14 protein-coding genes, 1 pseudogene and 1 other annotated feature are annotated in these 14,729 nt (G+C 32.3%); of the genes and pseudogenes, 5 read left to right on the forward strand and 10 right to left on the reverse strand.

The window, feature by feature from the left end; translation table 11 throughout:
* The first annotated feature begins 287 nt into the window (after positions 1-287).
* Positions 288-1,079: a TrmB family transcriptional regulator gene (locus tag CN601_RS15630; RefSeq protein ID WP_098116975.1), complete on the forward strand. Its 792-nt coding sequence runs from the start codon at positions 288-290 to the stop codon at positions 1,077-1,079.
* A gap of 318 nt (positions 1,080-1,397) precedes the next feature.
* On the opposite strand, the gene CN601_RS15635 is transcribed toward CN601_RS15630, so the two are convergent.
* From CN601_RS15635 to CN601_RS15645, 3 genes are all read right to left on the reverse strand, one after another.
* Entirely contained in the window at positions 1,398-2,747 is a 1,350-nt protein-coding gene (locus tag CN601_RS15635; protein WP_098171575.1) for an amino acid permease, read from the reverse strand.
* A gap of 60 nt (positions 2,748-2,807) precedes the next feature.
* Positions 2,808-3,043 (reverse strand) — a binding site (T-box leader).
* Positions 3,044-3,280: 237 nt separating this feature from the next.
* Complete coding sequence (locus tag CN601_RS15640; RefSeq protein WP_098116973.1) at positions 3,281-3,658, reverse strand: hypothetical protein; 378 nt, start codon at positions 3,656-3,658, stop codon at positions 3,281-3,283.
* A 6-nt stretch (positions 3,659-3,664) separates the two neighbouring features.
* Positions 3,665-4,153: a hypothetical protein gene (locus CN601_RS15645; RefSeq protein ID WP_098116972.1), complete on the reverse strand. Its 489-nt coding sequence runs from the start codon at positions 4,151-4,153 to the stop codon at positions 3,665-3,667.
* A gap of 391 nt (positions 4,154-4,544) precedes the next feature.
* Here CN601_RS15645 and CN601_RS15650 point away from each other — a divergent pair, with 391 nt between their 5' ends.
* The 3 genes from CN601_RS15650 (at position 4,545) to CN601_RS15660 (ending at position 6,574) form a co-directional block, all read left to right on the forward strand.
* On the forward strand, positions 4,545-5,027 hold the full coding sequence (locus tag CN601_RS15650) for a DUF2975 domain-containing protein (protein WP_098116971.1): 483 nt from the start codon (positions 4,545-4,547) through the stop codon (positions 5,025-5,027).
* A 10-nt stretch (positions 5,028-5,037) separates the two neighbouring features.
* Entirely contained in the window at positions 5,038-5,253 is a 216-nt protein-coding gene (locus CN601_RS15655) for a helix-turn-helix domain-containing protein (RefSeq protein ID WP_098116970.1), read from the forward strand.
* 736 nt (positions 5,254-5,989) lie between these two features.
* Positions 5,990-6,574 carry a hypothetical protein gene (locus tag CN601_RS15660; protein ID WP_098171576.1) on the forward strand — a complete coding sequence of 195 codons (585 nt, stop codon included), beginning with the start codon at positions 5,990-5,992 and terminating at the stop codon, positions 6,572-6,574.
* Between the two features lie 141 nt (positions 6,575-6,715).
* Here CN601_RS15660 and CN601_RS15665 read toward each other — a convergent pair whose 3' ends face one another.
* The 3 genes and pseudogenes from CN601_RS15665 to CN601_RS15675 form a co-directional block, all read right to left on the reverse strand.
* On the reverse strand, positions 6,716-8,311 hold the full coding sequence (locus CN601_RS15665; RefSeq protein WP_098171577.1) for an FMN-binding glutamate synthase family protein: 1,596 nt from the start codon (positions 8,309-8,311) through the stop codon (positions 6,716-6,718).
* A 308-nt stretch (positions 8,312-8,619) separates the two neighbouring features.
* Positions 8,620-8,898, reverse strand: a pseudogene (locus tag CN601_RS27555) (stage V sporulation protein R); the annotation flags it as partial.
* A 37-nt stretch (positions 8,899-8,935) separates the two neighbouring features.
* Positions 8,936-9,733, reverse strand: a complete 798-nt coding sequence (locus tag CN601_RS15675) for an alpha/beta hydrolase family protein (RefSeq protein ID WP_098171578.1) — start codon at positions 9,731-9,733, stop codon at positions 8,936-8,938.
* 619 nt (positions 9,734-10,352) lie between these two features.
* Here CN601_RS15675 and CN601_RS15680 point away from each other — a divergent pair.
* Positions 10,353-10,820 carry a CarD family transcriptional regulator gene (locus CN601_RS15680; RefSeq protein ID WP_142317359.1) on the forward strand — a complete coding sequence of 156 codons (468 nt, stop codon included), beginning with the start codon at positions 10,353-10,355 and terminating at the stop codon, positions 10,818-10,820.
* Between the two features lie 277 nt (positions 10,821-11,097).
* Here CN601_RS15680 and CN601_RS15685 read toward each other — a convergent pair whose 3' ends face one another.
* The 4 genes from CN601_RS15685 to CN601_RS15700 all read right to left on the reverse strand — a co-directional run bounded on the left by CN601_RS15685 (position 11,098) and on the right by CN601_RS15700 (position 14,167).
* Positions 11,098-11,310, reverse strand: coding sequence for a hypothetical protein (locus tag CN601_RS15685; RefSeq protein WP_098116965.1), 213 nt, complete (start codon positions 11,308-11,310; stop codon positions 11,098-11,100).
* Between the two features lie 419 nt (positions 11,311-11,729).
* On the reverse strand, positions 11,730-11,930 hold the full coding sequence (locus CN601_RS15690; protein WP_088011873.1) for a cold-shock protein: 201 nt from the start codon (positions 11,928-11,930) through the stop codon (positions 11,730-11,732).
* Positions 11,931-12,494: 564 nt separating this feature from the next.
* Positions 12,495-13,970 (reverse strand): sodium:solute symporter family protein, encoded by a 1,476-nt coding sequence (locus tag CN601_RS15695; protein ID WP_098171579.1) that lies wholly within the window; start codon positions 13,968-13,970, stop codon positions 12,495-12,497.
* A 2-nt stretch (positions 13,971-13,972) separates the two neighbouring features.
* A complete protein-coding gene (locus tag CN601_RS15700) occupies positions 13,973-14,167 on the reverse strand; it encodes a DUF3311 domain-containing protein (protein ID WP_098116963.1) in 195 nt (64 codons plus the stop codon).
* Positions 14,168-14,729: the final 562 nt, after the last annotated feature.

Below are 14,729 nucleotides of genomic sequence, written 5' to 3' on the forward strand. Positions count from 1 at the left end.
TAAAAACAACTTCAAATTAAGTAGTATTACATAATACTACTCTTATAAAATGTATTATAGTTATTTTTCAGAATATTATCAATATTTATTTTAACAACAGGAGTATTTTCCGATACTACTACACATCAAACAAATCTATTCAATCATGAAGCATTCATATAAAGATTAAAAACTTAAAAATTATGAATCGTTGTATAGCTTGATTATTTTGTTCAATCTAGTAGTATTTAGATATACTCATATACAATTAACAACAAAAAATAAATATATTGTAAAAGGAGGTACATATGGTTGAACTTTTAAAAAAAATAGGATTATCTGACCTTGAAGCACGTTGTTATTTAGCATTACATGAGGAGCCTGGAATTTCTGGTTATGAAGTAGCTAAAAGAGTGTCGGTTTCTCGTACTAATGTTTATTCTGCTTTGAGATCATTAACGGACAAAGGTGCTTGTAGATGCATAGAAGGAGATCCGGCTCGATACGATGCTGTTCCTATTGAACAATTAACAAAACATTTACAATCAGAATTTGAACAAGTAACAAAAGTATTAGTAAACCAATTAAAATCTCCAACTATAATTGCTCCTTCTTTTTATAACTGGCAAGGAGATAAGCAACTAAGTACAACTATTCGTCGAATTATTGCCAATGCAGAAGATTTCATTGTAATAGACATTTGGTCAGAAGATTTACATTGGTTTGAGGATGACTTAATTGATGCTGAAAATAGAGGTGTCAATGTGATTCTCATTACAATTGGAGAATGTAAAACAACGCTTAAGAACATTTTTGTCCATTTACGAAGTGAAGATTGGAGTATCTCTAATTTAAGAAATTTTTCAATCTTATGCGATTCAAAGAAAGCTTTAATTGGTGGATTTGGAAATTCAACAAAACTCACTGCCTTAGAGACTGACCATCCATCAGTTGTTGGAATGTTAAAGACTGCTTTTTACCATGATCTAATCATGCAGCATATTGAAAAAGATCTTCAGTCTGAACTTTTAGAGAGATATGGTGAAAAATACAAAAAAATATTGGATTTTTATGCTTTTGAAAAAGGTTGGAATATCTAAGATTATTAACAAGCTGAACAGGTTATTGGGAGACTACATACAGAACAAGAATGGCTTCAACTTTTTGTTCGATGAAGAAAAAAATACCACCTCTAAAGAGGTGGTATTTTATATACTTTCGATTGAACTTCTTCCCATAATAACTAAACAACACAGACTTATTCTCTACTGTATTCCTCTACCCCACTTTACATCATTATTTAAAGTAAAGCACCAGTTTATTAAAGTATAAGTCTAAAATAAGTGTATTAATGCATTAACATCCTCAAGGCTTACTAGCAATCAATCTATTTTAAATATTACTAATAATCACTTCTACTAGTTTTTGTGGAGACGATTCTTCCATACATACGTTAGAGTAATAAAGATGTATATGCAAAGTGTAATAATCGTTACGATTGCAGGTGTCGTGAAAATGATTCCGATTAGAATCATAACTAAGGCAATTATCGCAGCCCATGTCGTATACGGAAACCATTTAACCGAATAGGCACTTGGTTTTACAGCTGGCTGTTTACGTGATTTCAAATGAGCAATGGCAATGATCAACCAAATGAATAATACGGTATACCCCAGTGATCCCATCAGGAAATCGAATGTCTTGCTTCCAGCAAATAAAGAAATCAGCACACCGACAAATAATGTGGAAGTACACATTAATATTGCATAAACAGGAACTTTTTTCTTCGTTAATTTTGAAAAGACTTTCGGAATGCGACCGTCCACCGCTTGCGTATACAGAACACGGGATGAACCATACAATCCAGAGTTCATGGATGAAATAATAGCTATTAAAACAACGGCGTTCATAATATGGTCTGCGCCTGGAATTCCGATCATTTTAAATACCATCACAAACGGACTTTCAGGAACCCCATTTACTTTGTTCCAAGGAATTAAGCTAACGATAATGAAAAATGGAATGATATAGAAAGAGATGATTCTAACCAATGTACTGCGAACGGCTTTTGGAACCACTTTTTCGGGATTTTTCGTTTCTGCTAATGTAACTCCAATTATTTCTGTACCACCATATGAATAAATTACTACTAGCATTGCCGTGATCAAACCTTTTGGTCCATTCGGAAAGAATCCGCCATGGTCAGTTAAGTTAGAGAAACCGACTGCTTTATGATCACCAAAATTCACAAGTAGCAATATTAAGCCAGCCACTATGAATACAATGATGACGGTAATTTTAATTAATGCAAGCCAGTACTCCGTTTCGGCAAAAACCTTTACAGATAGCAAGTTGATTGTTGTAACTAACACAGAAACTGCTAATGCCAGCATCCAGATTGGATAATTAGGCAACCAATATTGAATGAAAATGGCCGCAACAACTGATTCAGCCGTGATGTTTAATACCCACATTTTCCAATAAATCCAATCAAGGAAATAGGCAGGATACTTTCCTAAAATAGTTTGGACAAGATCTCTGAACGTTCTTGCACCGCTATTACGCACCGCCATTTCAGCTAAACCTTGCAAGATGAATAAAAGAATGATGCCTCCTATCAAGTAAGCAATTAGTACCGATGGGCCTGCCATATCAATTGCTGAACTACTTCCTTTAAATAAACCAGCCCCGATGGCACCTCCTAACGCCATCATCGTAATATGCCTTGAAGTCATTGTCCTTTGTAAATTACGCTTGTCCTTTTCCATATCCTAACCTCCTAAAAAATCAAAAAAGGCATATCGTCTCTTTCTTCATAATCAAATGAAAAAAGAGACGACATGCCTTAAGCTCACCGCGGTACCACTCTCATTGGCTCTTTACGAACCCTACTTTAAAAACCTTGTAACGAAGGTCAATCGTTAAAACTCGAGAATAGATTACATCTAAACTTTCGCTTTACCACTCCCAGGCAAGTTCAAAGTATCATTGGACTGCGTTGCACCAACCCGCAGCTCTCTTAACCGAACAATTATCTTTTACTACTCCTGATCTTTGCGTTTTGAAAAACATTTCTGAATATTTTTTATAATAAATAATACTATACGGATGAGAAACGGAGTTGTCAACAGTTTTTTCAGAATAATAATTTCAAAGAAACAACTGATCGGCGAATTTTTTCATTACCCAGTTTTGGTGTAGTAAAGTCATTTTCTTTAAATTTACTAGACATTTTTAATTGTTCTAAACTGTAAAAAAAGACCGCTATAGCAGTATTCGCAATGTTCAACTAACACATATTTTATTTTTTTCTCAGTAATGGTAAATCCGAAAAAATAAAAACAAATGAAAAAGATATAGACGTTGATAAAATACTATCAAAATTTATTTCTGAAGGCTGTTTTAAATATAAAAATATAAATACAATACAACTACTTATACCTAAAGTAATAATAAATTTATATAACCTTTTTCGTATATCAATCCACTTTATATTTTTTAAATTTATTAATGTTAAAGCTAAGACATAAATGAGGAATAAACCAAGAAAAATTACATAACCAAATACAAATTTAATGGCAAATGGATGATCAAAATTCATATAAACAATAAATAATGTCATGATCAAACCTACTATACCTAGCCCATACATAATGATTGTTACAATATTTTTCTTCATCAATTATCACCTCAAATTAAAAAGCAAAATTATTACTGCTCCGATAAGAGTCAAAATAACACTCAATTTTATACTTAACCAGTAAATTTTATTAAGCTTATTATACTTTTCTGTGTAGCCTCTATATGCTGATTTAACTATTTCATATACTTCTATTTCAGTTTCCTCGTAACTTTTTTCATCACTTTCATTTATAAACTGTTCGAGTTTAGGAAATAGCAATTTATTTATCTTTCGAGAGGTAGAAAATCGCCAAATTAATTGAAATAGACCAAATCCTACGTTCCATAAAAAGAACAAATTGCTAAAAGCCCCCAAATAATTTGATTTTATATTTTCCCCAAAGGCCATAGCAGTTCCTATTAATAGCACCAACATGAAAGCGATTAAAATTGTAACCATGATCGAAGTTACAGGCTTAATCCGATATAGTTTTTTTATATCTACTAAAATTTCTTTTTTAGTCCCCATCATTACTATGTTTTTTTGATTCATCAAATTCATCCCCATATAGTTCTAATTAACTTATAAATGCAGTAACAAATTAATTATATCTAACCTATCAATTTTTGTAATTCGGGGGAATTTTACACTTTCTCTATAATTTTTGAGTTCTCTTCTGCAAATTATTTCTCTTAAACAAATACATTTTTTTATTTTGCTTGATGTTTTTTTATTCAAATGAGGTATCGTTCTTTTTTAATTTTTATCCCTTCAAAAGAACCCGGTATTTTTAATATAATATGTTTTTTCTAAAATCAATAGAATATTTAATATCAATAATAATATAATAAAAAACAATAATGATTTATTGAAAAACGATAAGACACGTGATAAAATCAACCTATCATTTATTTTGTGGAAAATTTAATTAACGAGGTGCTTTATGAAAAAAGCTACGACACTCTTTTTAAAAATAGCTGTTATTTTTATAGGAATCCCAGTTCTTGCATTGTGCGTATTTTTGGTGCCTAAATTCGCGAATTTTGCTGGAGATTTGTATCCAAATCTTACTTATATGAAATCGCTTGTTTTAATTGATATATACGCAGCAACGATCCCTTTTTACTTTGCTCTGTATCAAGCTTTTAAACTGTTAGGCTATATTGATAAAAGCCAAGCGTTCTCGGAATTATCAGTAGAGGCCTTAAAAAAAATAAAATACTGTGCCATTACGATCAGTGCCTTGTACCTACTAGGTATGCCACTTTACTATCTGATGGCGAAAAAAATTGACCCACCTAGTGTCATGCCAATGGATTTTGTCATTATTTTCGCCTCCATGGTAATCGCTGTTTTTGCTGCAGTTCTTCAAAAACTTTTACAAGAAGCTATTAATATAAAATCAGAAAATGATTTAACGATATGAGGTGACTATCATGGCGATTATCATAAATGTAGATGTGATGTTGGCAAAAAGGAAAATGAGCCTAACAGAACTTTCGGAGAGGGTTGGAATTACTATGGCGAATCTTTCCATATTGAAAAATGGAAAAGCAAAAGCTGTTCGCTTCTCAACATTAGAAGCGATCTGTAAGACTTTGGATTGTCAGCCGGGTGATATTTTGGAGTATAAAAGTGAAGAAGACACTTAATAAAAACAGATAGCAACTTTCTTCAAGCAATGAATTTTTATAGCCAAATTAAGATGAAGGGATTGCATTTAGCTATCCCTTTTCTGCGTTTATAATTGCTATTAATGTTAGAGTTGCATTAATCTTAGTGGCAAAAAATGTGATGTGATTATGATTAAACAAAAAAAACTGAATACGATTTATATCATTTCTTTTTAACGACCTTCCTATCATATCTTGTTTTTATAAAATAAAGTATTATTGCGATGCCAAGAGTTACAATTGAAATAATATTTTCTATTTTTGTATTATCTACAGTTATATAGAGTAAATTTACGATGATAATCAAAAAAAGAAAATAGTTTTATATTTTCGAGCGATCATTCCCATGAAAACAGCTCCTTTTTTACTTAAAGTTAACTCATATTTATTTATTCTATTAACAGTTTAAGTAGTCCTGTCTTTATTCAAATAATCTACTAGATCAGCGAGGTAATTAATTTATTTTAGATAATAACTCATACAAAAAGACTTAAAAAGGTGGCTTTAATAATAGACTTATTTTCAATATTTGTCTCTAAAGCCTGTCCGATTCTAGCTCACGAACCTCAACACTGTCAGTAGATTGGCAACATTCTTTCCCTTTAGGATTTTCTTTTTTTATTCTTCAATTACTTAAGCAAAAGTTTATAATATGAAAAGGTGAAAAAAATGAGCTATATATTTCGTTTAAATTTAAAAGTTTGTGGAGGTAAGAATGGGACTGTTTGATGTATTTAAAAAAAAGGGAAATAAAAAATTTCATTTAACATTGCAACTTAATGCACGGTTACTACCTATTGACCGCGGTGAGTTTTTCGAGGACCCTATTAACGAAGCTTTAGAGTCTAGTAAATGTGGAACCACAGATGGTGGTGGAACGATGCAACAGGAAACAGGCGAAATAGAATTTTGCGATATAGAAATTCTTCTTAAAGATAACAAAATGGAAAACTTTGATAAACTACTGCAAATTATTGATCGTATTGGCGTACCAAAGGGTTCTTTTCTGCTAGCCGATGGGTTCGAACAATCTGTTGGAACACTTGAAGGTCTATCTTTATATTTAAATGGTACCGAATTGTCAGAAGAAGTGTATCAAAACTGTGATATTAATTATGTAATTGAAAAAATTGATGAACTGTTAAATGGTTCTGGTCGATTTTATAGTTATTGGGAAGGTACAGAACATACAACTTTATATTATTACGGTATTTCATTTGAAGAAATGAAGCAAAAAATGACTTCTTTTTTATCTGAATATCCACTTTGCCAAAAGTGTAGAGTAGAACAAATTGCTTAGTATATAATATCCGTAAATGGAACAAGCATGTAGACAAATTCTCTACATGCTTGTTCTTTAGAAGAATAAAACGAAACTCATATTGGATAATCATTATGGAATTTATAGAAAATAAGAGTCTAAAAAACTTGGTAACAGGCTTTATTCTGCTTTTTCTACCATAGATTGATAAATTTCCTTAAGAGACCACACTTTCCCTTTCTCATCTTTGTAAACGACATGTTCGCTTTGAAAGTGGACTGGGGAATCCAAGCCTGCAGCCGCAGCTAATCGGAATAAACCTTCGCGCATTGAAATTAGATAATTCGCTGTTCGATATTTTTTTTCATCAATGACAAGGGCTTTTTGTAAATCAGGATCTGTTGTGGCCACACCGACTGGACATGCATTGGAGTGGCATTTTAATGCTTGAATACAACCAACCGTAATCATAAACCCTCTTGCGATATTAACAAGGTCAGCCCCCATTGCTAGTGCAATTGCTACTCGATCTGGAGAAAATAATTTCCCTGAAGCTATTATTTTCACTTGGTCACGAACACCATATTTTCTTAAAGCATGATCCAATAATGGTAATGCAGATTTAATTGGCAACCCTACACTATCCGCCAGTTCTTGGTATGTTGCACCCGTCCCCCCTTCACCACCGTCTACAGTAATAAAGTCAGGGCTCTTCCCAGTACTTTTTATATGTTTTGCTAATTCATCAGCTTCATCACTACTTCCAATAACCACTTTCATTCCTACAGGTTTTCCTGTTTGTTCTCGGATTTGTTCCATAAAGTCAAACAAAGTAGGAAAATCTTGAAACTCTCGAAAACGATTAGGACTATCAATCGATTTATATGGTTCTACCATTCTGATCCTAGCAATTTCCTCTGTTACCTTCTCGCCATCAATATGCCCACCACGTGCTTTAGCACCTTGAGCTAGTTTCAGTTCAAAAGCCTTTATTTCAGGAATTTTACTTTTTTCTATCAATGCATCCCAATTAAAATTACCTTCTTTATCTCTAACTCCAAATAAACCTGGGCCAATTTGCATGATAATATCAACACCACCTTTTAGATGGTATTCCGACAAACCACCCTCACCTGTATTCATCCATGTCCCCTTCGCAATTGCTAACCCCTCTGAGAGTGCAGTAATAGCATTTTCACCTAAGGAGCCATAGCTCATCGCTGACATACCAATCTGACCTTTTACGATAAAAGGATACCTTGTATTTTTACCGATCACTATTGCATCACTATCATCCAACAAATATGCAAGTGATTCATTCTTTTCTAATCGTTCTTCCTTCTGTGTAAATAAAGGCTCATTTATCAATAAATATCGGTTTGTTGTAACGTTTATTTCTTGGTCCATTTTTAATTCTTCTGACAGTTTTGGGAACATCGTATTTCTAATATAATATCCTTTTTCTTCAAAATCTCTTTTAGACCCAAACCCAAGGACATCTCGTTTATATTTTGCTTTTTTGACAATATGCTCATATTCATCCCTAGAAAAAGGTCTACCTTCTAAGTCATTGTTAAATAAATACTGACGTAACTCCGGTCCAATAGTTTCTAAGAAGTACCTTACTCGTCCTATTACGGGGTAATTACGTAGTATTGGATGCTGCTTCTGTCTACGATCAATAATAAACAAATATAATATACCTATTATCAAAACTAAAAGTACTAAGGCAGCAAATACGAATCCAAGGATAACTAATCCATTTGTTATATTCAATTATAAATCCCCCTCGCAAAAGTTCCGTAACATTACTATCAAATTTATGCTAAATTAAAATACTTCATTCTAATTGTTAACAAATCTGTACTAGTTGAGCATACAAATTTAAAAAAGGTGAATTATTAACCATAAAACTTATTATTCAATCATTCATCTTAGACTGTTAACTTTAAGGAGCTTTCTAGAAAAAGAAAGTTATATAACTCTCCTTAATCATTTTATACTTTACACATTTCCTTCCAATTTATACGATGCTCGCATTAAACTTCCTAATCCATTAAGAAAACCACCTAAAATAGGTGGCTTTAAATATACTTCCGATGAATATTCTTCCCATCATAACTAAACAAAACAGACTTACCTTCTATATTCGTCTCCAAATGAACTCCTCTACCCCATAACTGATGAATATAAGGCATTACTTTCTCAACATACTTCACATCAAGTTCCATATTTTCATAGGAATGCTTTAAATAAAGCTCCCCATTTTTTAAATAATCGCCCTCTTGAACAACAATATATGGGAATCCGCCATTTACCCTACTAACAACTAGCTGATTTCTAACATTTTCCCATGTTTTATCTTTTTAATTTATGTTAAATTCCTTATTTTAAGATTAGTTATTCATTTAACAAGTTTAATATTGATTCTATAACTACATGCCATGCATCCGATTTCGGATTAATGATTTTAAAGTGGTCCGCGTCTTGGATGGTATTAAGAATAACATTGTCACCTGCAGCTTTTGCAGCTTTTGCAAACTCCATACTAATACGAATCGGCACATGAATATCTAGTGAACCGTGAATAAGGACAAGTGGTAGACTAATGGGTAAGAGAGAAATTGGTGATCCTTCTTTATACCTATTTTGAAGGTTATTTGGAGGTCCACCCATTAGATCGCGTGTTGGATTTTCTCCTACTTCTGTATTCAATTCTTTTAGATGATGAATTTCGTACATAAGGTCCAAATCGGATACTCCCGCAAGACTAATTACACCTTTCAACATCAATGGATTTTTGGTATTTTTTAGAATGCTATTTTGAGGCAGTTGATGTCTTGCAGCAGTCCATAAGGCTAGATGCCCACCAGCAGAATGTCCAATCGTGAAAACCTGCTGTAAATCAAGTGGATAGGAATCAGCAAGAATTCGAACAAAATCTACCGCTTGACCACAATCAAGAAAAGTACCTGGCCAACCTCCTCCTTTTTGCCCAACCCGACGATATTCAATATTCCAAGTGGCTATACCTCGGGCTGTTAAATCTTCTGCAAATTTATCCAATTGATCTAGCTTAAATTGTTCTCGCCAAAAACCTCCATGAATAATAATTGCAACAGGAAAAGGGCCATTACCTGAAGGCAACCTTAAGTCTCCAAATTGATTTTTATTTTCTCCATAAGCAATTCGATACATTCTATTCTTTCCTTCACATTCATATTTGGTTTTATTTTATCATTAAATTTATCCTTTGGAAGATTGCTGTTTATTTTCCATTCGTACGATGTCATTTACTTATTCCTATGTCAGTTTTCCTTATGCAACAACGCATGCGTTTAGTTGTATTTGATTTTGACTAAGTTGTTAAATGAATTTAACTAAATTAGAATCTAAAGATATAAATCGTCGCATATAGTCTGAATTTCGGTTCCTATTTCGTGATTATTAAGTCATATCCTATTGTTCCAGTTTTCTCATTCAGTGTTAAATCTTGTAATTTAGTTACATGTTTAGAAATCTCAATATTGCACTTTTTGCAAATTAATTTCATAAATTGTAATCCTCACTTAACCTATAATATATTCAATTTAACTAATTTCTATCTATACCTTTTGCAACTAATCTGACACTTAGCTGAACAACATGAATCAACTAAGTAACTCTTTTTTGTCTTTTGTAATCAATATTGAAAATGAAAGCACTTTCTAAAAACTTATTGACACGACCTATTTATTGGTTATATAATAATTGTTTTGACAAAAAAGTTTTAAGTGTTATGCTTATATAGGTTAGTAATTAAATGGAGGTATAGATTATGTTTGAAGTTGGTGATAATATTTTTTATCCTTTGCAAGGTGCAGGTGTAATCGAATCTATCGAAGAAAAAGAAGTACAAGGTGAAATACAACAGTATTTTATTATAAGATTACTCATTAAAAAGATGGAAGTAATGATTCCAATTTCGAAAATGGATAATTCCAGAATTCGAATGGTCGTTGATTCATATACGCTCGACAACATATTAAAAAATTTTCATAGTGGAGAATCTGATCGTTCTCTTTCTTACAAACAAAGATTTAAGCTAAATACTGAGAAAATGAAAACAGGTAATATTGAAGAAGGCGCTGAAGTAGTACGTGATTTAATGCGCATAGATAAAGAAAAACCTCTTAATTCAAGTGAAAAACAGATGTTAAGTAACGCAAGTAAAATATTTATAAGCGAACTTGGATTAGTCAAAGGGATCCCAGAAATTCAGGCCAAAGAGCTATTATTTGGGTAAGAAATAATAATTTAAACTTACGTTAATGAAGATTTCAGAATTTCAAATTTTCAATTCGTGTATGAAACAAAACTCCTTATATTAAGTAAATAGTAAAGCCCCTTTAGTTCTATGCTATTATTACACCTTTTAAATTCCATTAATAATATATGTTAATAATAAAATTAAATAAATGATAACTTAATACACCAAATGTGATATATTGAGTCCTTCAGTAATGTTCATTTTATATCTATTTAATATCCTTGATTTATTCAACGTCAAAAAAGCATCCAATTTAACTGGATGCATATTTAAGTATTCCACTTAAAAAGAGTGAATCTTCTAGCTGTGTGCACTCTTTTAGTTTAATTAATCCATCTAGCTCTAGTTCCTTAGCCAGTTTTTCAATCATATTTGTATCATTTTCCAAGGAGTTTTTAATGTTGATTAAAAAGAAATTTCCTCTTGTTGCAAGTCGAAGGCTCTTTAATAGATTCTCTTTACTCATTTTCTAATCTCCCTTCTAATATTATATTAATTCGATACAATAGAGGTTATCTCCTGTAACTTCAATTAAATTACAAATTTTTGTAGGAATTATTAATTTAATCTCCATAGAATATAACGTTAAAAATAAGTAATAAAAGTCCGAATGATTTTCCGAATAAGACAATAAATTTTAATTTCTTGTTCAACTAGCTAATCCTTAGTTGAACAAGTTAATCTATTTTTAACAAACTACTATCTTCTTTAAATGATATTTTGTAGATATTTGTATATTCATTTTATTTGGGCTATAATACTTTAAACCATTTTCTTTATCAAGATCCACGTGAGATTTTACCCTTTTTCTATTTATGAATAAGGGTTTTTTATATATAAAAAAAGTCAGATTCTACTTGATAGAATCCGACTTCTTTGAGTTAACTATGCTTTTTTAACATTAGTTGCTTGTGGACCGCGTTGCCCTTGTTCTACTTCAAATGTTACTGCTTGCCCTTCATCTAATGATTTGAATCCATCAGTTTGAATTGCTGAAAAGTGAACGAATACATCATCTCCATTTTCACGTTCGATGAATCCAAATCCTTTTTCTGCATTAAACCATTTTACTTTACCTTGTTCCATTTTTGTTACCTCCTAATGTGCCTTACACACATTGTAATATTTCTATTTTAGCAATTTAGTTAGTGATAATCAAATTATCCTAAATAAAAGAACATTCTTGAATTCACCACAGTAAATGAAAGTTAAAACGTAGTTAAACAGGACTACAAGTCACTGAAAAATTATGATTTTCACACTCATTACGAGTTCTTTAGTTAAGTAGTTGCGGATAAATGAACTATCAGACTCTAAATCACGAAAAAAGTATTACCTAATTATTAACTTTTTAGTTTGATAATCTAAGCTGGGAATACGAAATTGTTGTTGCTCTAATTTGGAGATTCGCAATGCACATAATGTTCAAATGACGTTAAAAACATACTTAAGAAGGAACACAGGGTTTATGATGTTCATGTCCTAAAAGAATAAATATAATAACCGCACATCTCTGTGCGGTTTTAAAAAACGAAAGGATCTCTATTTTCTGTGAAAGGATTATGTTTTAAACTTGGTCAAGTCTAAGCACTTTATTTTCTCGAATAGATCCTTTTCCGTTAAGTTAAATGTGAATTTGAACCTTTAACCTCACGATGCAATTTCATCATTCTTCATTTTAGAAACATTATTATTCTTTGTGGCTACGCTGACAGCGGTCATAGCTATTACATTTATAGTAAGTGCTATTATCCCCACATTTATATCCTTCACCCACTGTGGAAGTAAAGGAAACAGTGTTCCAATAGTGCTTTGTGAAAGGGTAATGTATGCTACCGTAGCAACCCCCATAATGATTCCCACGAATGCCCCTTGCTTCGTTACAAAATTATTTCTCATTAAGCTAAATATCATAGCTGGAAACAACTGTGTAACCAAACTGGACCCCATTAATAATAATGCGACAATCGTACCACTATTAAACGTAAAAAATAATGAAACAAGAGCTACTACAGGTACTAAATACTTAGCCAAACTTACAATCTGCTTATCAGTAGCTGAAGGTACAAATACTCCATATACATTTTTGGCCAGCAAAGTAGCCGCAGACATTAATAGCATCGAACCTGGCACTAATGCTGTGAGTACTCCTGCAGCGCCAATCACTCCCATTACCCATGGGTCGAAAGCTAATTTAGAGAGACGTAATAAAGATAGATCAACCTCATCAGGCTTCAAACCAGGAATTTGAAGAATTGCGGCAAAACCGGCAAAGAACACAAAGAGTAAGATAAGCTGATATAGTGGCATAATAATTGTATTTTTGCGGAACGTTTTTTCGCTTTTTCCTGAATAAATTGCGCCGAATGCATGCGGATACATATAGAAACCAAGAGAAGTTAGCAAAACCGTAGAGATAAACCATGATATGCTTAATCCCTTACTAGGCAAAGTTAAAAACCCTGGCTTCGCTGTATCGATTGCTTCAAACATGTGATGATACCCACCATAATAATGAAGCGGTAAATAGATTCCTAAAAATACGGTAACCCCTAGGATCATAATATCTTTGGCAACTGCTGTCCAAGCAGAACCATGGATTCCTGAGACCATCACATAAATGGTAAGAACAATAACTGCAATCCAAATTGCTACTGTTGGAGAAATCGCTCCGTAAGATGCCTCTGAAACAATACTGCCCAAACCTTTCAATTGAAGAACTAGATATGGGATGACAGCGACTACACCCACAATTGACACAAGGACACCTAAATATGGACTATTATACTTACTAACGAAGAAGTCCGATTGTGACAATAGCTTCTTTTCTTTTGCATATCGCCAAATAGCTGGAACATACCAATACGACATAATCAATGCTAATGTACCATATATTAATATATAAAAAGTAGGGCCACCTTTACCATATGCCCAACCGCTTCCTCCTAAAAAGGTAAAAGTCGAATACGTTTCCCCTGCCATTAACAAAAAGATAAAAATCGTACCAAAACCTCGACCCCCAACTGTCCACTGTTCAAGGTTCATATCTTTACCTTTCCGCGCTCTAATGCCAATTGAAAGTGCAAAAATTATAGATGCAATGATAATAAGAAGTGCGACATTCATTACTAAATTTCCCTCCTATTTTTAGGATCTAGTTTAAATATAATCGCCATAATTCCCGATGTAATAACCACCCATATTACAATCCAAAAAAGAAAAAAAGGCATTCCCAAAATATAAGGGTTAACTTTATTCACAAAAGGAATTCCTCCTAGAAATCCAATAAAAGGAATTACCGCCAAAAAACCAATAAACTTCAAAATTATTCCTCCTCCTATTTTCTTGAAATTAGTGATAGTAGATCATTCGATGCAAGGATAGTTTAAAAAATAAGCAAGTAGTACTCGCTCTATTCAAATTATAAAAAATATTAAGATAATTCACCTTAAAAATATTTACGTATTTTTTAATTATCTTTACTATATTAAGAAAGTATATTAGTCAAATGAGTTTACATTTGTAACTCCATCTTATCGTGACATTTGCCGTACGAAAGTATAAGGATAAACAAATCGAATAAAATTTAATGATCCAAATAAAAATGGAATCCACACTTTTATGCGTGTGGATTCCATTTTTATTATTTATAAACTCTTTTAATTTCAATACTTTATATTAACATTTCTAATGCAACTAAACTTCCATTATGTTGAATAAGAATTGACAAAATTCTAATCAGATTTGCAGGTTAAAGTAGAAACCAATTCATACAAAAAACCACCTAAAATAGGTGGCTTTAAATATACTTCCGATGAATATTCTTCCCATCATAACTAAACAAAACAGACTTACCTTCTATATCCGTCTCCAAATGAACCCCTC

Source organism: Bacillus sp. AFS017336, from assembly GCF_002555445.1.
Taxonomy (GTDB): domain Bacteria; phylum Bacillota; class Bacilli; order Bacillales; family Bacillaceae_G; genus Gottfriedia.